Annotated in this window: 20 protein-coding genes; 1 reads left to right on the top strand and 19 read right to left on the bottom strand. The window is 40.5% G+C overall.

Going from position 1 to position 22,770, the window contains the following annotated elements:
- Positions 1-236: 236 nt before the first annotated feature.
- From spoIVA to ACWF5P_RS09865, 9 genes are all read right to left on the bottom strand, one after another.
- Positions 237-1,715 (bottom strand): stage IV sporulation protein A, encoded by a 1,479-nt coding sequence (spoIVA, locus tag ACWF5P_RS09905; protein ID WP_101222423.1) that lies wholly within the window; start codon positions 1,713-1,715, stop codon positions 237-239.
- Positions 1,716-1,947: 232 nt separating this feature from the next.
- On the bottom strand, positions 1,948-2,670 hold the full coding sequence (locus ACWF5P_RS09900) for a hypothetical protein (protein ID WP_397315766.1): 723 nt from the start codon (positions 2,668-2,670) through the stop codon (positions 1,948-1,950).
- 16 nt (positions 2,671-2,686) lie between these two features.
- Complete coding sequence (locus ACWF5P_RS09895; RefSeq protein WP_101222425.1) at positions 2,687-2,884, bottom strand: DUF2768 domain-containing protein; 198 nt, start codon at positions 2,882-2,884, stop codon at positions 2,687-2,689.
- 696 nt (positions 2,885-3,580) lie between these two features.
- A complete protein-coding gene (locus ACWF5P_RS09890; protein ID WP_434167333.1) occupies positions 3,581-4,954 on the bottom strand; it encodes a putrescine aminotransferase in 1,374 nt (457 codons plus the stop codon).
- A gap of 303 nt (positions 4,955-5,257) precedes the next feature.
- Positions 5,258-7,363, bottom strand: a complete 2,106-nt coding sequence (locus tag ACWF5P_RS09885) for a sigma 54-interacting transcriptional regulator (protein WP_434167334.1) — start codon at positions 7,361-7,363, stop codon at positions 5,258-5,260.
- A gap of 701 nt (positions 7,364-8,064) precedes the next feature.
- Positions 8,065-9,399 (bottom strand): APC family permease, encoded by a 1,335-nt coding sequence (locus ACWF5P_RS09880; RefSeq protein ID WP_427572123.1) that lies wholly within the window; start codon positions 9,397-9,399, stop codon positions 8,065-8,067.
- 379 nt (positions 9,400-9,778) lie between these two features.
- Entirely contained in the window at positions 9,779-10,831 is a 1,053-nt protein-coding gene (locus ACWF5P_RS09875; protein WP_101222428.1) for an NAD(P)H-dependent glycerol-3-phosphate dehydrogenase, read from the bottom strand.
- 16 nt (positions 10,832-10,847) lie between these two features.
- Complete coding sequence (gene der / locus ACWF5P_RS09870) at positions 10,848-12,158, bottom strand: ribosome biogenesis GTPase Der (protein WP_101222429.1); 1,311 nt, start codon at positions 12,156-12,158, stop codon at positions 10,848-10,850.
- Between the two features lie 459 nt (positions 12,159-12,617).
- Positions 12,618-13,238 (bottom strand): YphA family membrane protein, encoded by a 621-nt coding sequence (locus ACWF5P_RS09865; RefSeq protein ID WP_434167336.1) that lies wholly within the window; start codon positions 13,236-13,238, stop codon positions 12,618-12,620.
- A 111-nt stretch (positions 13,239-13,349) separates the two neighbouring features.
- Between ACWF5P_RS09865 and ACWF5P_RS09860 the strand changes: the two genes are divergently transcribed.
- Complete coding sequence (locus ACWF5P_RS09860) at positions 13,350-13,481, top strand: YpzI family protein (protein WP_101222431.1); 132 nt, start codon at positions 13,350-13,352, stop codon at positions 13,479-13,481.
- Between the two features lie 65 nt (positions 13,482-13,546).
- Here ACWF5P_RS09860 and fni read toward each other — a convergent pair whose 3' ends face one another.
- The 10 genes from fni to ACWF5P_RS09810 form a co-directional block, all read right to left on the bottom strand.
- A complete protein-coding gene (gene fni / locus ACWF5P_RS09855) occupies positions 13,547-14,593 on the bottom strand; it encodes a type 2 isopentenyl-diphosphate Delta-isomerase (RefSeq protein WP_402938187.1) in 1,047 nt (348 codons plus the stop codon).
- A 19-nt stretch (positions 14,594-14,612) separates the two neighbouring features.
- A complete protein-coding gene (gene rpsA, locus ACWF5P_RS09850; RefSeq protein ID WP_101222432.1) occupies positions 14,613-15,752 on the bottom strand; it encodes a 30S ribosomal protein S1 in 1,140 nt (379 codons plus the stop codon).
- Between the two features lie 214 nt (positions 15,753-15,966).
- Complete coding sequence (locus ACWF5P_RS09845; protein WP_434167337.1) at positions 15,967-16,554, bottom strand: 1-acyl-sn-glycerol-3-phosphate acyltransferase; 588 nt, start codon at positions 16,552-16,554, stop codon at positions 15,967-15,969.
- On the bottom strand, positions 16,551-17,225 hold the full coding sequence (cmk, locus tag ACWF5P_RS09840; protein WP_434167338.1) for a (d)CMP kinase: 675 nt from the start codon (positions 17,223-17,225) through the stop codon (positions 16,551-16,553). Before cmk ends, ACWF5P_RS09845 begins: the two co-directional genes overlap by 4 nt.
- Before the next feature lie 352 nt (positions 17,226-17,577).
- Positions 17,578-17,775, bottom strand: coding sequence for a YpfB family protein (locus ACWF5P_RS09835; protein ID WP_101222433.1), 198 nt, complete (start codon positions 17,773-17,775; stop codon positions 17,578-17,580).
- Between the two features lie 66 nt (positions 17,776-17,841).
- Entirely contained in the window at positions 17,842-18,501 is a 660-nt protein-coding gene (locus tag ACWF5P_RS09830) for a flagellar brake domain-containing protein (protein WP_434167339.1), read from the bottom strand.
- 161 nt (positions 18,502-18,662) lie between these two features.
- A complete protein-coding gene (gene ypeB, locus ACWF5P_RS09825; RefSeq protein ID WP_230176959.1) occupies positions 18,663-20,018 on the bottom strand; it encodes a germination protein YpeB in 1,356 nt (451 codons plus the stop codon).
- 14 nt (positions 20,019-20,032) lie between these two features.
- Complete coding sequence (gene sleB / locus ACWF5P_RS09820) at positions 20,033-20,869, bottom strand: spore cortex-lytic enzyme (protein WP_101222436.1); 837 nt, start codon at positions 20,867-20,869, stop codon at positions 20,033-20,035.
- A 125-nt stretch (positions 20,870-20,994) separates the two neighbouring features.
- Positions 20,995-21,681, bottom strand: coding sequence for a glutamic-type intramembrane protease PrsW (gene prsW / locus ACWF5P_RS09815; protein WP_101222437.1), 687 nt, complete (start codon positions 21,679-21,681; stop codon positions 20,995-20,997).
- Positions 21,682-21,778: 97 nt separating this feature from the next.
- Positions 21,779-22,744: an asparaginase gene (locus ACWF5P_RS09810; protein WP_101222438.1), complete on the bottom strand. Its 966-nt coding sequence runs from the start codon at positions 22,742-22,744 to the stop codon at positions 21,779-21,781.
- Positions 22,745-22,770: the final 26 nt, after the last annotated feature.

Below are 22,770 nucleotides of genomic sequence, written 5' to 3'. Positions count from 1 at the left end.
ATTGTATATATTATAAATTTTGTCTTTCGCTATTCATCATTTCCCTTTTTTATAGAAATTAAACTTATTATATTGCTGAAAATCGCTTAACCACAGGGTTTTTTCAAGATTATACTAAAAAACAGCAGATTATTTCAAATTTTAGCGCTCATAAATGATCTTTTTCTTGTTATCCTGAGTATTTCGCATGCAAAAAGACCAATCCATAAATGGAGTTGGTCCAGCTTTTAAACATTTTATAAGATGATGGCAATCAATCCCCCACTGCCCTCATTGATAATCCTCTCCAGTGTTTCTTTCAATTTGTAGCGGGCATTGTCAGGCATCATCGCTAATTTCACCTGTATGCCTTCCCTTACATAGGAACTTAGGCTTCTGCCAAAAATATCTGAGTTCCAAATGGAAAGTGGATTGTCTTCGAAATCCTGCATCAGATACCGGACTAATTCTTCACTTTGCTTTTCAGTACCGATGATTGGCGAGAATTCGGATTCGACATCGACCTTGATCATATGGATGGAAGGAGCTACGGCTTTTAGCCTGACACCGAATCTGGCTCCCTGACGGATGATTTCCGGTTCGTCAAGACTCATATCGTTGAGGGAAGGGGCTGCGACACCATATCCTGTTTGTTTGACCATTCTCAATGCATCGGCCACCTGGTCATACTCTGCTTTGGCATACGCAAAATCCTGCATTAAAGATAATAGATGATCCTTGCCCCGAATCTCCACACCGACAATTTCCTTCAGAATATCATCATAGAGTTCATCAGGGGCGTATAGGTCGATCTCTGCAACACCCTGCCCCATCTCAATGCCTGCAAGCGCTGCACGGTCAATGAACTCGAATTCATTGAAATGACCGACCACACGATCTACATCCCTCAGTCGTTTAATGTCCTTGACGGTCTCTTTAACCGCTTCCTGGTAACTTTCCCTCAACCAATGATCCTCGCGCAAAACCATTACCCAGCTCGGAAGATTAACATTGACCTCGAGAACTGGAAATTCGTACAGGGCCTCGCGGAGTACGCTGTAAACGTCCGATTCCCGCATACCTTCGACACTCATGGCCAATACAGGGATATCATACTTTTCCTGCAGGGATTCCTTCAGGGCTATCGTATTCGGGTGGTGAGGCTGAACGGAATTGACAATCATGATAAATGGCTTGCCAACCTCCTTCAATTCTTCGACAACCCGTTCCTCTGCCTCTAAATAATCACTTCGCGGGATTTCTCCTATCGACCCATCCGTCGTAACGACCACGCCTAATGTGGAATGATCCTGAATTACTTTGCGAGTACCGATCTCAGCTGCTTCATTGAATGGAATCGGCTCTTCATACCAAGGCGTGTGAATCATGCGGGGACCATTTTCATCTTCATACCCTTTAGCCCCAGGTATTGTATAACCGACACAATCGACTAAGCGGATATTCACGTCGAGACCTTCAGCCACTTGAATCGATGCTGCCTGGTTCGGTACGAATTTGGGTTCCGTCGTCATGATCGTCTTTCCAGCAGCACTTTGAGGCAATTCATCCTGTGCCCTTGCGCGGTCCGCCTCTGACGGAATATTCGGAATGACGACTAGCTCCATGAATTTTTTAATAAATGTGGATTTCCCCGTCCTGACGGCACCGACCACCCCCAAATATATGTCGCCACCGGTCCGTTCAGCTATATCTTTAAAAATATCTACCTTTTCCAAGGTATCCCCTCCCGAATTAGAGTTTTGGGATTTCGTTTATCCATTTGCATTTATTTAGGACAATATATATCTATGATGTTGTCCTAAAAATTTATTCCAATTATTTCCCTGGTTCAATCCCTTCCTCCACCAGAAATTTTATATAAGGGTTGTTATTTTAAAAGTAAGATGAAATAAAGATAAAAGAAATAACCCTTCCCCTACAATATATTTTGTAGAAGAAGGGTTATGCCTATTTTGTAAGAAATATTGGATTTTTTGTTTTTTCATCAATTGTATATGGCAATGAATAGGCAGGGACGAACTCCGAACTCTGCACCAGCAGTTCCCGGATATCTTCACCTGGCTTCATTTCCCCCTCATGTTTCTTCAATGCCTCAATTAAATCCGGGGTATAATCAACAAAAATACTGCCTTGACCATCAACTACGAGATATAAGTCTTTTTGTGAAAATGGACTCGTGACCGTCGGAGCTTCCTTCAGGCCCATTTTTTCATAATCAAGCGTGAAGACATTACCGGATAACCTTTCCTTAAATGGCGGATATCCGTTGCTTTGCTGATAGGCAGTCAATCTCAAGGAAACATCCTGAATCTTTTGCGCCATCCTGACATCCAACAGCTTTACGGTCGGATCATTTTCAACATTAACGAGGATGTATTGAAAGACGCCTCCTGATTCAAATGCATTGTCCGGCGGTTCAGCCATATACCTCGGTGAAATCTTTGAAAATTTTATGACATATTTTTGATAAATCGGTGTATCAGCATCTTTTGTAACGATGGGCAGTATGCCACCTTCATCTTTCTGAAATTGATCCACTGCACTTTGGACGGATTGTATTTGCTCTTTATAAGGCAATTGGTTTTGCATTTTTTGCTTCTCTGGATATAAGCAGCCAGATAATGATACAGAGATGCAAAGTAAACATAATATTTTGAAAAAATTTCTCATCATTTCTCCTCACCTATCAAGTGGTTGGCCCGCTAAGAACAACGATAAGGATGATCAATCCGGCCAGAATCATAAGTATGTATGCGATAATTGCTGTCAAGACTCTCCAAAAACCTTTTAATTTATAGCGGCTTAAGTAAATTAGAAATATAGAGATAATCATAAAGCCCATTGCTATAAAGGATATCCACATTTTTTGCAGAGCAGGTGTCATATCTTCATCACTCCTTTTTCCAGAAATTATTATAACATACCAAATTACGTTAAAGGAATTAAATCCTTTTCCAATCTGAGTAATTCCCGTTTTCATGACGCATTTTCATGAAAAAAACTATAAAACGGGAACTAAGTATAGTAAAAGTGATTTCTATACCTCCTCCCTCCAAGCAACAAAAAAAGCCCAAAGGCTGTTTCAGTTTATAAACAAACTCGATAATAACTGAGTTTGCCGACAATTTTTTAAGGTGTTTAAAATTTACCGTTGATTGGAACGTAGAGCACTCGCTTTCCGCAGCCGGTCTTTGGAGCCTCCCCGGTGCTATTAGCGCCTGCGGGGTCTCTCTTGGCCCGCTTTCCCCGCAGGAGTCTCGTACCTTCCGTTACTCATTAATTAGAAGGATGAAAACTTGAGGTGATGAGGGTACCTTTGATCAGCTTGAAATGTTTACTACTTTAGACCACCTGGTGCAGCAAACCATTTGGTTAGTTAGGCTGCCATTAATGTAAAGAAGATGGCCGCCTGGACTTGACGAAGGGTAGAAATGGTCTAAATAATGACCTTGGAGTGTTCACTATTCCTAAAATTGCTACAAAGCAAAAAATAACAAAAAGGTTTCGGAATAAGACCATTCCGAAACCTTTTTATCTAAAATCTGAATCAGCCCAAAGGCTGTTTTTCTGCTTTTTTAAATTAAGATTGAAGCGTCGGCAAGACCTCTTTAAACGCTTTAATGACTGTATCGACTTCATCCAACTTAATAGTCAATGACGGCTCAATCCTGATTGTTTTGGAATTGATAAGCGTACCTGCCACCAAGATGCCTTTATCAAAGAGGGCTTTTGAGAATTCATAACCCACTTCATCTTTATGGAACTCAATACCAATCATCAATCCTTGGCCGCGGATTTCCAAAACCTTATCTTTGTGCTCAGCAGCAACTTCCCTTAACCCATTTAGGAAGTATTCACCAACTTCTGCAGCACGCTGCGGTAAGTTTTCTTCCAAAAGTACGTCGATCGTAGCAATGGCCGCAGCACAAGCGAGTGGATTTCCTCCAAATGTAGTTGTGTGCATGAATGGATTGTCGAACCAGCTTTTAAACACTTTCTCATTGGCTACGACAGCCCCTGCAGGCATTACTCCGCCGCCAAATGCTTTCGCTAAACAAATAATGTCCGGAACAACATCATATAGCTCAGAAGCGAACATTTTACCTGTCCGTCCCATCCCTGTTTGCACTTCATCCAAGATCAATAACGCATCATATTCGTCACATAATGCACGAACCTGCTTTAAATAATCTTGCGGAGGAAGAATGACCCCTCCTTCACCTTGAATAGGCTCCAACAGCACAGCAGCAACATCTTCACCGACCAATGCACAACTTTCAAACGTTTTTCTCATCATATCCAGATCACCGAATGGTACATGACGCACACCTGGTACCAACGGGATGAAAGGTTTTCTGAACATGCCCTTTGCCGTTGCCGATAGGGAACCAAGGCTTTTCCCATGAAATGATTTTGTCGTGGAAATGATCGTGAATCGGTCACTGTACATTTTAGCCAGCTTAAGTGCAGCCTCCACGCTCTCGGTACCGCTGTTCGTAAAGAACGAGTATTTTAGATCTCCCGGTGTGATTTCGGCAAGGATCTTGGCAAGCATTGCACGTAATGGATCAAGTAAGTCCTGGCTATGAAGGGCTTGTCTTTGCAATTGATCGGTTACGGCCTTTACTACTTTAGGGTTACGATGGCCAACATTATAAATACCAAAGCCACCTAAACAATCAATATATTTTTTTCCATTTACATCGGTAAAACAGGAATCTTGATCAGACCACTCCACGGAAGCGAATTGCGTGTCTTTAGTGACCGTCTTCCGATATTCCAAAAATCCAGGGTTTACATGGTTACGGAAATTCTCGACCGTTTCTCTTGTTACCCACTGCGCGTCTTCTTTTGAAATTTCTTTTTGTTCGATTAATTGAAGCACTTTTTTAATATAATCTTGGGTTGCTGTATGGTTAGCTTGAGTGTTTTTACTTTCTACGTTAATTGACATTTTATAAGCTCCTTTTTTTTATAACTTTAGTGGATGGTTAATTGAGATTGCTTCTTTTATAAACTTTGATGCTTACCTCCCTTTTTTCTTATACTTACTTATCAAGCAAGAACCATGCCAAGTTAATTTACCAACAAAACAGCATTCTTTTTGTTAAATCACGTTATAATTATGCAAATTTGCATAACGATATTTCAATTTGCATAACCATCCTTGTAAATCATAAAAAAGACTGCCCAAATGCTACTATAAAAATAAAAGCCGTTGACAAGCGATTTTTCATCACTCGGCAACGGCTTTTATTCAATATGCATTTTTTTCGATTTTCTTACTCTGTTCAGCTAACACTTTTTGATACTTCCTGCTCACTGACGATTGACTTATCCCGAGCGCTTTTGCCGCTTTGGTCGTAGTTTTATACTGTTTCATGGCAAGCATGATCAATTGCTCTTCGACATGATCCTGTGCTTCCTGCAGCGGAAGGATTCTCGTAATGATGGGTTTCGATTGTTTAAAGTCACTGCCCACAGGTATGAACCTTTGAATGAAATCAGCATCGATCGTCTCTTCATCTGCAGAAACAACCAATCTTTCAATCATGTTCTGCAATTCACGGATGTTCCCCGGCCATGTATAGACTTCCAGGATATTTAATGCATCAGGGGAAAAGTGGTAATTCCGCTGATACCTTTCATTCAGTTTTTGCAGGAAATGAAAGGCTAGTGGCGGTATATCCTCCGGCCTTTCCCTTAAAGGGGGCACATGTATGGGTATGACGTTTAATCTATAGAATAAATCTTCTCTGAACGTCCCCATCTCGACCATTTTTTCCAGACTCTTATTCGTGGCCGCAACAATTTGAACATCAATGGAAATGGGTGTAGTGCTGCCAATCGGAATCACTTCCTGTTCCTGGAGGACCCGCAGTAGCTTGACTTGCAGGTGTATGGGCATGTCACCCACTTCATCAAGGAATAAAACACCTTTATTGGCCTGCTGAAAGTATCCTACCTTCCCATTTTTATCTGCTCCTGTAAAGGAACCCTTCGTATAACCAAACAATTCACTTTCGAGGAGGTTTTCCGGAATCGCCCCGCAATTTATCTTTAGGAAAGGCTGCTTGGACCGCCTGCCCATTTTATGAATGGCTTCGGCTATCACTTCTTTACCTACTCCCGACTCCCCGTTGATCAATACGGTTGATGAGAAATGAGCGATTTTCTTGACTTGGCTGATTATCTGCTCCATTTTAGGACTTGCAAAAACCAACTCTTTATAAAATTGATCCTGTTTTTTGAATGAATCCAGTTCTTTCCTCATTTCATTTAATTCAGATTTCAATTGTGTCGTTTCCGTTATATCCCTTGATGCAATGACTATTCGATCTATTTCCCCTTTTTCATTGAACACAGGGGTGCCGACGGAAAGGACTTTCTTATTCATTTTCGTATCTTGGACAATCGATACTTTCTTTTTTTGTTCAAGGACTAACCGGGTGACCGAAGGATTAAAAATCCCTTCATCTTCTAATTGCAAAAGATTCTTCCCAATATAATCTTTTAAATCCTTACCCCAGAATCCTGAGATGATGCTGTCACTATAACGCAGCAGCTCTCCTTTTTGATTGACTACAAGTATTTCATCATAGATATTCGCTAAAATGGCATTCAAGTCTTTATTCGAGCTTTTTATCAATTCTATTTCCATGGCCATTTCCTCAACCATCGGTAAATCCTGAACGATGATGATCAGGCCTTCAACTTCTTTTTCATGGTTCAGAATCGGGCTATAGTCGACAAGCACACTCATGACATCAGTAATCTCCAACTGATTCAGAATACTGCTCCCACTGGCAAACACGCTATGTATATGCTGCTTATTGAAGATGTCCGCAGCAGGTTCATTTAGGACTTGTTCAGAAGGCTTTTTTATCATCTTCAAGCCTGATTCATTGAAGTTCACGATATTTTTTTCTTTATCAGCTACAAAAATCCCCATAGGTATGGAGGTTAAAATAACATTTAGCAGGTCTAAATTCTGTTTGCTGTCCTGCTTGAATAATTCTGCTAACACATCTTCCCTTTTTACATAACCGGTAAGCAGGCCATCATCCGTTTTTATCAGCACGATAGGTTCTCCGATAATTTGAAACAGAAGCGGCAAGGATATGTTAGGGGTTAATTTACAGACATTATCAATCGAAAAAGCATACTGTAAAAGCTGATCGACTGTCGTTATTTTTTCATTTAACGGGAGGTCATCCATGCGGATATACGCAAACACATGATTTTCCTTCATAAGAAAGAAGAAAGGTTCCTGTATCTCATGAATTTTTTGGTCTGATAATGTAGGCTGATCAATTGTAATAGTTATGAATGGTCTTATTTTATCATCCGGAATAGATAACACAGTTTCACTCTCCTTTTGTAACCTAACCTATATTTTATCACAATTCTGAATTGCTAGATAAAAAATAACATGTACGATTACTCATATCCAGCATTTACCTTTATCCATTCCACAACAAAAGGGTCCTTTAACGGACCCTTTTGACTTAAAAACCTACTATGCACTCTAGACTTATTTTATAAAGGATCATTCACCTTTTCTTATTATTCCTGATCAGGATAGATAAAGCGATGAATATGATAATGAAAAAGCAGCCTTAGTACAGAACTCAGCCGGTTTCACCTCTATGATATTGATAACAGTCACAATAATCAGTAAATTCACCACCTATGCAAAGGCCGGTACAGAAGGTAAAGCTGCTGAAAAGAAAAATGCTGAACAAGTAATTGCCCTTTGAAATGAATAAATAATCCATCTAAGAAAACCGGCATATGTATTGATGGAACTTGCGCATACGCTTATACCGAACCTGCCGAAGGAATGACCTTTTCCTTCTGTCCATAATATACGCTGTGAGAAGCATCACCATTAAAGCGAGCAGGCAGGCCTCCGGAACCATTCCATATAACATCTATGCAGCAATCCAATATGCGCTAAATCACTGTTGCTAATTCCATGTACAAAAAAAACGAATAGAAAGACCTTTTCATTTTCTAATCAGCGATATTAAACCTCCTTCGTTCATGAAGTGAGTAAATTCACTATGCCTCTTCAAAACGGAATAACGGAGGGGATTCCGTAAACCATTTTGTTCGATACAGAAGATAACCAATCCCAATTACCGCCCATACAATTCCTAGGATCAATGAACTCGTCTCGAGATTAAGCCAAAGGATGAAGACCGATGCAGCACCTAAAACCGGGGACAGAATTGTTGAAAGAAATCCTTTAATCGTTCTGAAGCTTTTGTTTCTTATTGAATGGACGATTACACAAATATTCACGAAAGTAAAAGCAATTAATGCCCCGAAGTTTATGAGGGAAGTGGCGGTAACTAAATCAAGGAATAAGGCAACCAATGATATGGACCCGACAAATATGACATTAAAAAATGGCGTGTTGTATTTTGGGTGGACAAACCCAAATAGTTTTTTCGGGATCATTTGATCACGTCCCATGACATATAGCAACCTAGAAACACTAGCATGGGATGCAAGCCCAGAGGCAAGTGTACCGCATAAAGTTCCTGCAAGAAAGAAGGCTTGAAATAACTTCCCGCCCACAAAAAGGGCTATTTCCGGAGAAGCTGCTTCTGGATCGCTAAAACGGGAAACATCCGGGAAAAATAACTGTGTAAAGAATGATGCCGTCACAAATAAAACCCCTCCGATAAGGGCGGTCAAAAAGATGGCCCGGGGAACCGTTTTAGATGGATTCGGTGTTTCTTCCGATAAAGTTGTGACAGCGTCAAACCCCAAGAAAGAAAAACACAGGATTGTAGCACCAGTTATGAGCGTCGACATCTCCATATGATGCCCGAAGAATGGCTGAACCGATAAGACCTCTCCAGTCCCTTCTCCACCCATGACCCCTTTTACGACAAGCGCCACAAATATAAGGATCACCAACATTTGAAAAAATACAAGGAAGCTATTAAAGTTGGCTGCAAAATTAACATTGAATAAGTTAATGCCTGTCATTAAAAGGACAAATGCCACCACCCATATCCACGGGTACACCTCCGGAAAAAGAGCGGTTAAGTATATTTTTGTTAATATGCCATTCACCATCGGTAAAAATAAATAATCAAGTAACGAAGACCACCCGACAAGGAAGCCTAAATGTGGATTGATCGTTTTTTGTGTGTAAGTATAGGATGAACCTGCCTGCGGATAAATTTTTACCATTTTCCCATAACTTGCGGCAGTAAACAACATCGCTAAAAGAGCAATGACATAAGCGGTTGGAACATGCCCCCCCGTTTTTTCGGAAACTATCCCAAATGTATCAAAAACAACCATCGGTGTCATATATCCAACACCAAGCAATACGATATGCCACAAGTTTAAAGACCTTTTCAGATTACCTGTTTGCATGTATCATTCCCCTTCCTTTTTTAGCGAGAAAAGTTAACCAACTTTTCTGGCCTCCCTTATAATTCTTTGGTCATATTACACCTCGCAATTTTCATACCAAAAAAAATAGTCGATTTATAACAAAAAACAAGGAAATATGTAGAATGTTTTATGCAAACTTGAATAACCTATTCAATTATTCATAATAGAACTGATGATTTTTTGCCCATAAAAAAAAGCAGAAGATATTAGATATCTTCTGCTCATTTGACTAAATCCCCCGTGCCGAGGTCAAATTACTAGTTTACTTTCGTTGCATTGTATGCTGATACACGGCAAGGCGCATCATCAAATGCCTAATTTAATGAAATTCTTTTATGAAAATCAACAGATTCGGATTTCAATCGTGCTGTCTGCTATCCAAAATGTTATAAAGTTCTTCCATCTCATTCGTTTTTGAACGATTCATCAAGAGGTCAACTGCCTTTTTCACTTCTTCCCCATTGAATAAAACATCGTACAGGGCTTCAGTGATCGGCATGTTCACTTCGTACTTTTGAGCTAGTTGATAGGCGGCTTTAGTGGTTCTGACACCTTCAACGACCATACCCATGTTTTCCAAAACTTCTTCAAGCTTTTGCCCTTTTCCAAGCATATTCCCAGCTCTCCAATTACGGGAGTGTACGCTTGTACAAGTGACGATCAAGTCGCCAATCCCAGCTAAACCTGAAAACGTAAGCGCGTTAGCCCCCATGGCCACCCCTAGACGGGATATTTCAGCCAATCCTCGTGTCATTAATGCAGCCTTGGCATTATCCCCATAGCCTAAACCATCCGTAATTCCGGCAGCCAATGCTATGATGTTCTTTAATGCCCCTCCGATTTCAACACCAATCAAGTCCGGATTTGTATACACACGGAAATTATTATTGATGAAGATGTCCTGAACCCTTTCGGCAGCCTTCATATTCTTGGAAGAAACGGCAACTGTTGTCGGGTGACGTAGACTGACTTCTTCAGCATGACTCGGTCCTGAAAGAACCACTATATCTTTAAGCCAATCCGCCGAAGAGACTTCTTCAATCATTTCCGATATACGAAGCAGGGAATCAGGTTCAATCCCCTTACTTACATGAACGATTGTCAATGGCTTATCATGAGCCTCTTCAATCTGACCAAGCACTTCCCGGTAGGCTTTGGTCGGCACAGCCAAAATTATAATTTCAATCCCGACCAATGCTTCCTTAATCGAAGAATAACCTTTAATCCCCAAAGGCAATTCAATCCCAGGCAAGTATTTTTCATTCGTATGTTTTTGATTTATTTCATTGATTTGATTCTGATTATGTCCCCACAATCTCACTTCATGCTGGTTATCAGCGATTACGAGCGCTAAAGCAGTTCCCCAGCTCCCTGCTCCGATCACTGCGATACTTTCTTTATCTTTCACCATGGTATAACCACCTTTACTATTTTCTCTGACGTCCAAAAATTCGTATTGGTGTTCCTTCAAAACCAAAGGCATCCCTAATTCGATTTTCTAAAAATCTCTCATATGAGAAATGCAATAACTCCGGATCGTTAACGAATACAACGAAAGTTGGCGGCTTGATCGCTACCTGAGTCGTATAATAAATTTTCAAACGGTTGCCATTATGTGTCGGTGTCGGATTCATCGCCACGGCATCCATGACCACTTCATTCAATACATTTGTCTGAACCCGGATAGCATGATTCTCACTAGCCTGATCAATGACCGGTATCAAGGTATGTGTCCGTTTTTTCGTTAAGGCAGAAAGATAAATGATTGGCGCATAATCCAAGAATAAGAAATGGGCACGGATCTTCTCTTCAAAATCCTTCATCGTTTTTTCATCTTTCTCGATGGCATCCCACTTATTGACGACGATGATGACCGCCCTACCCGCTTCATGGGCATATCCGGCAATTTTTTTATCCTGCTCACGAATTCCTTCTTCAGCGTTCAGGACTACAAGAACAACGTCTGAACGTTCAATTGCCCTTAATGCACGAAGTACGCTATATTTTTCCGTGCTTTCATACACTTTACCTTTTTTCCGCATCCCTGCTGTATCAATAATGACATATTCTTTGCCATTGTATTTATACGGAGAGTCAATCGCGTCACGAGTCGTACCTTCAATATCACTGACAATGACACGTTCTTCACCTAACAATGCATTGACCAGAGAAGATTTACCTACGTTCGGTCTTCCAATCAAACTGAATTTAATGACATCATCAGCATAATCCTGGCCGTCGAATTTAGGGAAATGTTTAGCCGCTTCATCCAGAAGGTCACCAAGACCAAGTCCATGAGACCCGGAGATCGGGAATGGATCGCCAAAACCTAACGCATAGAAATCATAAATTTGATCCTTCATTTCTGGATTATCTACTTTGTTTACTGCAAGGACAACTGGCTTTCTCGATTTATAGAGAATCTTAGCGACTTCTTCATCAGCAGCCGTTACCCCTTCACGACCATTCGTCATAAAAATTATCACATCAGCTTCGTCGATGGCTATTTCAGCCTGCTGGCGAATTTGTTCCAGGAACGGCTCGTCACCGATATCAATTCCACCTGTATCAATAATGTTAAAATCATGTGTCAACCATTCACCAGAACTATAAATCCTGTCCCGGGTCACTCCAGGAACGTCTTCGACAATCGAAACCCGTTCTCCAACTATTCTATTAAAGATTGTCGATTTTCCCACGTTCGGACGACCGACTATCGCAATTACCGGTTTTGGCATTGCTCTTCACCCTTTCTGCTACTATATCTCTGTCAAAGTCACGAAATTCATGAATGCATTTATACGGTTGCTTTGCATTATTGATTTTCATTATTTCCTTTTAAAGGAAAGAGCTGTATCCATCATCATTTAAAGGAATCTTTCATCAGTAAAAAATTCGCAACTGATGTTCATTTAAATGCAAGTATTCACGGGCAGTTTGTCCACTTGACGCCCCAATTCCTGAGGTGACGTGAAGCTGACCCTCTGCTTGCTCAAACTTGATTATAAACAGCCCAAAAAAATGAAGAAAGCTTCGGCATACGGCTTCCTTTTTAATTGTTTAGAGCATTTTACGATTATCTACAGACCTCTAACTATCCTATAGTAACAAATTTCTGGCCAATCAACAATGATTGTATGAATAAAAGCCTTCTAATTCCAGTTTGCACCATTTTGATAAATTTTTCACCATACTCTTCATTGATTAAAATTCTCTTTTCCTTGTTTTGATAAAAATCTCGATTGAGAAATTGAATAAATGTATTGGCCAGCCAGTTCCAATATTCTCCACAATATGTTTGTGCCCAAAACCAGCACTGCATTATCATGCCATGCGTAAGCAAGGGCCACATAAGGTAAAGAGTGGTAAGCAAGCAATCCAGAATATATGATATCTCCCATCATCATCCCAATTAAAAGGACGAACAATCGATGTTTCCAATTTTTAAAAAGTAATAGGATAAGATAATTCAGGAAAATACATAAAAGATAAATCGGTTTCATGATGAGCCATATCGGATCAAGCAAAGAAAAAAGTTGAAAACTGGCATAAGCGAGAGTGATAATAAGACTTCCGCTGATCAGTTCCATCATCTTGATGATTGATTCCTTCCTAATATACACACACAGTATAAAGAAAAGATACGGCCCGCTCAAATGCACGGAAACCAAGGGAGCATCCAGTTTATATCCAGCTAAAACCATTACGGCTAATAGATGAAATAGAAAATCAAAACGAAAGGGAACCGTTTTCGGAATAAAAAACATGACAATGACCCAAACTATCCATGAAATCCAATAAAATATCATTCCATCCATTCAGCGCCCCCCTTTTAGGAACATTATGGCTTGTTTATTCAAAGTATAAACGTATAGCACGGCATTTAATGAGGAAACCTTCGTCCTATCATTAGAAAAGGAGGTGTAAACATGGGAAAAGATCGGCAAGAGAAGAAATTGAAAGAAAGTAAACGGGTGGAGTCCGACAGGGACCAATCACTGGAGCATAAAGGAGCAACTAGAATGGAAAGCCCTGAAGAGGCTCGAAAAAGGAATAGTTAAGTCTATCCCTGAACAAAAAGAAGCATCTCAATCCGTTCAATTGAGATGCTTCTTTTTCTGGTCATTCATTTAGCATATGCCGAACAATCAATGCCTCTTTGAGATAACCAATGATAGGTATTGCCCTTGATGACTAATTTCGATTTCCTTAGGTCTGAGATATTACCGCACCCGAGTGCAGTCATGATGATCTTTAAATCTTCATGTATGTAATTTATTTCTTTAATCAGTTGTTCCAAGCCCAGCTCTTTATAGAGCTTGAGGAAATGCCCGGCCAAGCCGACACCCTTCGCTCCTAATGCCAGGCTTTTTGTAATTTCCAGAGGACTTTGAATTCCGCCTGATCCAATGACTGATAGCTGTGGTGAAACATTAACTGCTTCGACGATCGAAGCGGCTGTCGGTATGCCCCATTCATTGAAATATCCGAGTATTTTTGCGCGTCTCTCATTCTCGATTTTAGCAAAATTCGTTCCGCCAAACCCGCCTACATCAATGATCGAAATACCAATAGAATGTAATTGCTGCACCGTTTCCATACTCATCCCAAATCCAACCTCTTTTACGATGACAGGGATTCCGATCGTTCTATTGATTTTTTCAATTCTCGAAAGGGTACCGGCAAAATCCCTGTCCCCTTCAGGCATCGTCAATTCTTGAATTACATTGATATGAATCTGAAGGGCATTTGCCCCGATCATATCGCTGGCCCGCTTAGCCTGTTCGACTGTTGCTTCGCCACCGAGATTACCAATCAACACACCATTAGGATTTTCCTGCCTTACAACTTTAAAAGAAGCCTGCTGGCTAGAATCCTTGATGGCTGCCATTTGAGATCCGACCGCCATGGCGATTCCTGTTTCCCGAGCAGCAATGGCTAGGTCACCATTCAATTTTTCGGTTTCAGGGCCTCCGCCCCCGGTCATGGCATTTATGAAAATTGGCGAACTTAATTCAAGTCCGCCAACTTCTGCTGTGAGGTTCACATTATTCAAGGAAATACCTGGTAAGCTTTGGTGAATAAACGAAATATCTTCTAATCCTGTTTTATGCTGCTGCCCTGTCTTTAGCGCAAATTCTATATGATCTAATTTTCGTTGTTTTCTCTCCAAGGACATCACCATTATTATCTTATTTTAGTTTTTTCAATTGATCACCGATCATTTCACCTAGCTGAAAGCCCTTCGATTCTTCAGGGATCTCATAATCCGATGTATTGTAATTAGCTTGAGGTTCTTCAAGTTCCTTAATGCTCAATGATAGACGTTGATCCGTTTCATTGACTTCCAGTACCTTCACTTCGACAGACTGACCTTCTTTAAGCACTTCTTGCGGCGTGGCAATATGCTTGTGGGAAATCTGGGAAATATGAACAAGCCCTTCCACCCCTGGGAAAATCTCCACGAATGCTCCGAAAGAAACAAGGCGTTTGACGATACCTTCCAGTGTAGAGCCTTTGGCCGCTTTTTCTGCAATGCCTGCCCAAGGTCCCGGAAGGGTATCTTTAATGGAAAGTGAGATCCTTTCGTTATCACGATCGATGGATAGTACTTTAACTTGCACTTTATCCCCTTCGGAAACGACATCAGATGCCTTGTCGACATGCTGATGGGAAAGCTGGGAAATGTGGACAAGACCGTCTACGCCCCCAATATCCACGAATGCACCAAAATCGGTAATCCTTTGGACCACGCCCTCAAGCACTTGCCCGCTTTCAATCTTATCCAAAACGTTTGCTTTTTGCTTTTCCTTTTGTTCTTGGACGACTGCCCGATGCGAGAGGATTAAGCGATTCTTGTCTTTCTCAAGTTCAACGATCTTGAATGTTAAAGTTTTGTTTTTGTAATCAGAAAAATCTTCAACGAAATAGTCTTCTACTAGAGAAGCCGGAACAAAACCACGTACGCCTAGATCTACAACAAGCCCGCCTTTGACGACATCTTTAACTTCAGCCTCAAATACGTCTCCATTTTCAAATTTCAATTCCAGGTCATCCCATGCTTTAAGAGCGTCAATTTTACGTTTTGATAGAATGAGAGCTTCTTCTTCGACCTTAATGACTTCCAGCTCCAATGCATCACCTTCCGAAACGGCATCTGACGCCTTTTCGACATGAAGGCTTGAAAGCTCACTGATTGGTATGATTCCATCAGTCTTGCTGTTTTCCACATCGACAATGACCTGTTTTTCTTCTACCTTTGAAACGGTTGCTTTAACTTGATCCCCAACTTTGTAATTGTTCACTTCTACCTGGTTCATATCTTCTGTCATTACTAACTCCTCCTTAACCCATGACTGATCAGCAAATTTCCTCTTCATCGGCCACATTTTTTATTTAAAGTGGTTCAATAAAAACACTTTCCTAATAAAGATAAAAACAGTTTTTTTAGAGTAATAAAGTTATATTCCTTTTTATCGGCAATAAGGAACAATACCCTTATTTTATAAATTCTAACAAAATCAGAAAATTGTCAAGTATGAAGGACTATTTATGCTCGGAAATCAATTTCCCGATTTGGTCCATGATGATTTTGGTAGCTTCATCGGCTGATATTTTCTGTTCGCGATATTCAGTAAAATTTATTGGAGGACCGTAAACGACCTTCAACGGACGCAAAAATTTATATGGGCCGATGATTGCACATGGTATGATAACGGCATCAGACCGCAAAGCGAAAAATCCAGCACCCGCCAAACCTTCTCCCAATTCACCAGTCTTGCTTCTGGTTCCCTCGGGAAACAGTCCGATCGCCTTGCCCTCCTTCAAAAGCTTTAAACCTTTTCTCAGGGATTCCCGATCGCTATTGCCCCGCTTCACGGGAAATGCATTTACTCTGGGTAATATACCCTTTAAAACAGGTGCTTGAAACAACTCTTCTTTCGCCATGAAATGAATATCCCTAGGAGATGTCATACCAACTACGGGCGGATCCAAATTATCAATGTGATTGGCACAGATCAATACTCCGCCCTCTTTAGGGATATGTTCCTTTCCGAGCGCTTTAACCCTAAACGAAGGCGTTAAAACGCCTTTTACGATGTTCTTGGCAAATGTGTAAAAATCCAATGTCATCTTTTCCTCTCTTCTATTAAAGACATGATACTTTCTGCAACTTCCTGAATCGATAATGAAGTCGTATCGATTTCGATAGCATCCGCAGCCTTTTTCAGTGGCGATACCTCGCGTTCCGAGTCCAGCTTGTCCCTTGTTGCAATTTCCTCCCTTAACTTTTCAATATCTGAAGGAAAACCTTTCAATAAATTTTCCTGATGCCTCCGCTGTGCCCTTTCGTCCACAGATGCGATAAGAAATACCTTAACTTCGGCGTTGGGTAAAACATGCGTACCAATATCCCTGCCATCCATGACGACACCGCCATTTTCACCAAAGATTTGCTGCCTGCGAACCAATTCTTCCCGGATGCTTCGGTGCTTTGCCACTTCCGATACGGAACCAGTCACTTCATTATTCCTGATTTGGGCTGTCACGTCCTCATTATCCAAGAACACCAACTGTCCATTTTCACTTGGTCTTAATTCGATTTCCGTATTGATGAGAACTTCTGATAACGCTCGTTCATCATCAAGAAGAATCTTTTGATTAAGGGCCTTATAGGTAAGGGCCCTATACATTGCACCTGTATCCACATATATGTAATTAAACTTTTCTGCAACAATTTTAGCAACCGTGCTTTTTCCAGCAGCAGCTGGTCCATCGATTGCGACTGATAATTTTTTTTCCATAAATCCTCCCAAGAATCCTACAATCATGCTGATTATTTAGTACCCTTTCATTTTATCACAACTAGCGGGAAAATCATTAATAAAAGGGATGTGTAGGTTCAAAATCACCTTAGTTCTTTTTTTATCACTACAGCCATCAATAGTTATCCTTTTTTGAAAACTCTTCATACAAAAAAGCGGATCACCGCTTCAGACTGTAGACAATTCATATAAAAACGGGTTTGCCTGCAGTATTTTCATTAAATTGTTCAATCTAGGTAGGGGTTTTTTCCATATAAAAAGGAAAATAAACTTCACTTCTAAATCACGGTTCGGAGGAGATTCCTAACCTCATTTTGTCGACAAGATGAAATTAATCACCGCTTTTACTATCGGTCCCATTGAATGTTTCAATGATTTTCGTATAATTATTGCTGGTGACACCTTCATATCTCGAGAGCTTGGTCAAATCAATGATTTGATCCTCCCTGCTCAAAAGGAACTGGAAAAAAAATAAGCAGGCCAATTGAATGATGATCACTTTAATTAATAGCCTTTCAAATGTTTTCATAAGCCGCACCCTCCATCTGTTTATATTAGCAGTATGGATGGAATCGCTGTTTTTCATTCAATCATGTTAAACGTGCAAGCCTTTTTTCTTTAATTCGACCTGCTTTTCAAATATAAACCTCATTAATGTCTGTACATCATTTTTTGTAGGTTCAAGAAATTTGACGTGCAGCAGCATATTTCCATGCTCTTTCTCCGTTACGCGAATGATTTTGCTTTTTAACCTTAAATAATGAATCTCACCTGATTTAAGCGTGAGCGCCATCCACAGGTATAAGTGGGAAACCGATGGTATATCAGTGCCTTTTAAAAGCCTTATCGAAGCCCCGCCTGCACTTATATCCTCTGTTAATGCGCGAAAAGGGGGAAACTCGGAATGTTCTGGATGAATGGCTGTATCCAGGGTTACATCCAGGCGCACGTATTGCCTCCGTTGGATTCTCACAAACGTTTCTGCTTCGGGCAGCAAAATTTGCATCATGGGGATCCTGCCTTTCACTTTTCCAAGCACTTCAGAATCAAATATATAAACAGCCTGCTCTTCATTGGAAAATGTGACGTTCAATAGTGTCCCATCCATAAGGAATGCAGTTTTACCAGTCTCTAAATTGATGGGAAAGTCGGTATAGACACAGCCATGTCCCATTTCGACAACCATACAATTGAACTTTTCCTTCTGTGATGAGTATTTCGGTTCGAGCATTAATATATCACCAATTTTAAACATTGTTATCCACGTCCTTTGATAGAAAGGGAACTACGCAATATTACCTATCAATTTCCCATATTATCCAATGATCATTTACGTTATTATGCCATGAAATAAGAAAAAGGGAAAGTGACTAAGCACTTTTCCCTACAACTAATGATTCATGTTAACAATTAACATTAAATTAAATTCTCGTATATCGGTTCGGAATTCTTTAATTTTTCCACCTTTTCTTCTTGACCGGTATCTGCATTAATGAAAATACGGTAAGTATCATCTTTAATCGTACCGAGAAATTCATAACATAGGACTTCTTCACCAATATCATTGGTGATTAACGCCTTTCCTTCTTCCATTATTTTTACATTACTGTTGATTTTGTCCTTAGCTTCTTTCTCGGATATGTTCGGATTCGCTAATTCCCTGGTTTTATGTGATTTTAAATACTCGTCGGCTGAAAATCCAATAATTGATCCATCATCCAATGCGACTTTGACCTTGACTGAATCCGGATAAATCTTGACGCCATTTTCTGATGTCACGAAATTCAATAACGCGATATTATCGTACTGAGCACTTTCAAATAATTCAAGTGAACTGAAATCATGTTCCTTTAAAAATTCTTCGGCTTTTGTATAGGCTTGATTCAAATCAATATTTGTTTTGTTCACGTCCCTATTATTGATATACCAAATAGGGTAACCGCCTTTTTTTGTCAAATCCATATTCAATTCGGTATCGGAATCTTTATCGAGGATGCTCACACTATAAAATCCAAAATCGGAACCTTTTCCGTTTTCCTCCACATTCACCTGCAAATTTCTGCTTTTTGAGTGTGCATAGTTTTTAGCTGTCGCAATGGCTTCTTTTTTTGTTATGGTTTCACCTTGCAAATTTTTAAAGTTTTCATCCCTCTGTTGTGCAGATGTAAAAGTCGGATTCATCTCATTCGTTTCGCCGTACCCAGATACTTTTTTCTCCACCGTCTTTAATCCGTCGATGATCGTGTTATCCGAATTTTCTTTCCCTGATGCAAGAGCCATTTCGACATCCATCCATCTTAAATTGTTTTTCAGGACTAGATATTGCACTTTTCTTAACTCGCCCTGGATGTCCCCTGCCTGTGTGTACAAGGATTGTAGAGTCGCATATTCCTTATCATTCAATGGTTCTTTTTCAAGGTCACGTACCGCTGTTTTATAACTGAAGTCTGCAATTTTCGATAAAAATTCTTCTGTCTTATTAAAAGGAAGCAAGGTCAATGGCAACTGCCCGACATCACTTTGGGCTTCGGAAGTGATACGCCAAACATCCGTTAAAGCCGGACTTAATGAATAACGTGAATTCATGGCCAAAGTACCGCCGACCTTATCATGCAATAAATCCACTTGATAGCTTAAATCATGAAAGGCTCGCTGATACGTATTTTCAGCGTTGATTAATACAGCATTTTTTTCCTTATGTTCTTGATAGCCCCAGAATGCAGTTCCCGCAACAACTACAACAAGCAGGGCAATCACTATATTCCTGATCATTTTCCTTCACCTCTTTACTTACAAAAGATATGTTTTCCGATTCTTTTAATTTGTTCCCTTGACCAGATCCATTTGCTTGTTGCCGTGTCGGGGTTAAAATAATATTCTGCATTACCGCTTGGATCCCATCCATTGATAGCATCCACCACGGCTTCTTTCGCCCTTTCGTTCGGTGTCAGCCAAATCTGTCCATCCGCAACAGCCGTAAAGGCCCCAGGTTCAAAAATCACTCCTGAAATGGTATTAGGAAAAGCAGCACTTTCCACTCGATTCAGTATTACTGCCGCAACGGCAACCTGACCTGTATATGGCTCCCCTCGTGCTTCTCCATAAACTGCATTGGCCATCAACTGTATATCGTTTTGAGAATATCCTCCTGGAAGATTGGCTGTAGTTGTTTTGGAAGGAGCTTTTCCGGAAGCGGCCCCTCCAGACGTAGTGCCATTTCCTTTCGCTTTTACCTGATTTTCAATGGGGACTCCCCCATAATAGGTGAACTCGTTCCCTTTATTGATCTGTTCGTGAACAAATTCTTTATTGAAATTAGAGGCATTCGTCAACTTCTGTTTTGTTGTAGTCCCTGCCAAACCATCTATTGGAAGCCCGAAATCTTGTTGAAAATTCCGAAGTGCCCAATAAGTGCCCCATCCATAGGCTCCATCAATCTTTCCATTATAGTAACCGATGTTTTGTAGGCGTGCCTGCAGTTCAATTACATCGTCTCCAACCGCACCTTTTTGAATGATTTGGCTCGAAAAGGCGTTTGTTCTTGTTTCCGGGTAAATTCCGAAACAAATAGTAATACACGAAAACAGCAAAAGCCATTTCCAATTTGACGAAATTCCTTTCATCAAAAACACTCCTCTTTTTCTTGAATTAATGTAATTCTATTTTCTTCTTTACTGGCTTTTTTATTCCAAACATAAAAAAAACGGAGCGGGCAAAATATGCCAGCACTCCGTTTTGATAGTATTCTTCATTTGCTAAGGAATTGATTTTGAGAAAGTTTTTCAGCATGAAAGTCAGACAACAAACGTGCTTTCTTTACTTTTTTCATGCCTAGCCACCATAGATAAATCATGAATGGCATGATAAAGTAAACCCAAAATTTTTGGGAAACTAAAATATAATCGTAAACCCCATGTAACGAAATTGGTATGATCAATGCCAATGATAAATAGACCTTATTATTCGATGCTGAAAATTTCGCCTTGCCCAAATAATATCCCATGATCACACCGAACAAAGCGTGACTGGATACAGGGAGAATGGCCCTGAGAAAAGCATGCTCCACCCCGTTGGCCAACAGGTACAAAATATTCTCCATTGTAGCGAATCCAAGGGAGACTGCAGCTCCGTAAACAATCCCATCATACGGCTCATCGAATGCTACATGCTGATAAATGACATAAATGAGTATGAACCACTTGAAGAATTCCTCAAGCAGTGCAGCCCATAAAAAAGCATTTGCTAAATCGGTATTCAAGATATGTTCGGTTTCGAGCACATACTGTATGAACATAATCGGCAATACAAGAAAGACACCGAATAAAAATGTTTTGACCACAACCGATATCGGTTCGGTTTCATATTGATCTTTCAAATAAAAATAGCTCAGTAGCGCCAATCCAGGCGCAATGGCCGCTGACAACATGACCAGCATTAGCTGACCCTCTTTTCATCTTCGTTTCCTTAATCGTACCATGGAATGAAGAAAAACTGAATCCAAGAATCAAGTCTTCCAAATTTTATTTTATCCTTCAGTATTTAAAGAAGGTCTCATCTATAGTGTTTTCGCTTGCCAGCATGACAGCTAACTTGATCCGGGCCTTCTTGCTGTCATAGTCTGCGCCTAATATCACACCGCGTTGTTTTAGATCAAATGCGCTGCCTTCATAATCATAAGCTGGGTAAACTTTTCCTTCTTCCGCACTTGTAGTCATGATGATCGTTATGCCTTTATCGATTGCAGCCTGTATGGAAGTTACCATTACAGGGGTAACCTGCCCCCTTCCTACACCCTCGAGCACGATGCCTTTCGCACCGTTTGCAACCGCAGCATCAATAAAGAGGCCATCAGCGCCTGTATGGCACTTGATGATATCCACCCTGGGAATGCAATCCCCAATATCATAACACTCCCTATGTAATGGTTTTTGATAGATGCTGACGACATCATTATCAATTATCCCCAAATATCCATAGCCAAAAGATACGAACCCCTGCAAATTGGAAGCATGAACTTTTTTGACATACTTGGCTGAATAGATCCGCTCATTAAAAACGACTACTACTCCAACATCCCTTATAAGATCACTCGCAGCGCATAATATCGAATTCCTTAGATTGGAGTATACATCGGTGCCCACGTCTTGAGGAGAACGTTGTGAGCCGGTTATTACGATTGGACGTTGATCCTTAGTCGTGACATCAAGGAAATAAGCCGTTTCCTCAAGTGTATCCGTACCGTGGGTCACGACGATTCCCGTAACATCAGGATCCTCCAATTCCTTTTGAATGGCTGATTTAAGCTGCTGCATTTTCTCGAAGGACATGGACATGCTTGAAATCTGGAAAAGATCAACCACTTTAACCTCGATATCGTTGGGCAATTCGCAAAGTGCTGCCAATTCATGGCCAGTCAATGCACCAGAGGCCAACATACCATTCGCTGTTGCTTTACTGGCAATAGTCCCACCAGTCGTTATTAATGATATTTTTTCCATACGGTCCCAGCTCCTTATTTATATAA

The organism is Peribacillus sp. NPDC055009 (assembly GCF_053608705.1).
This window is presented reverse-complemented; position numbering and strand designations above follow the sequence as displayed.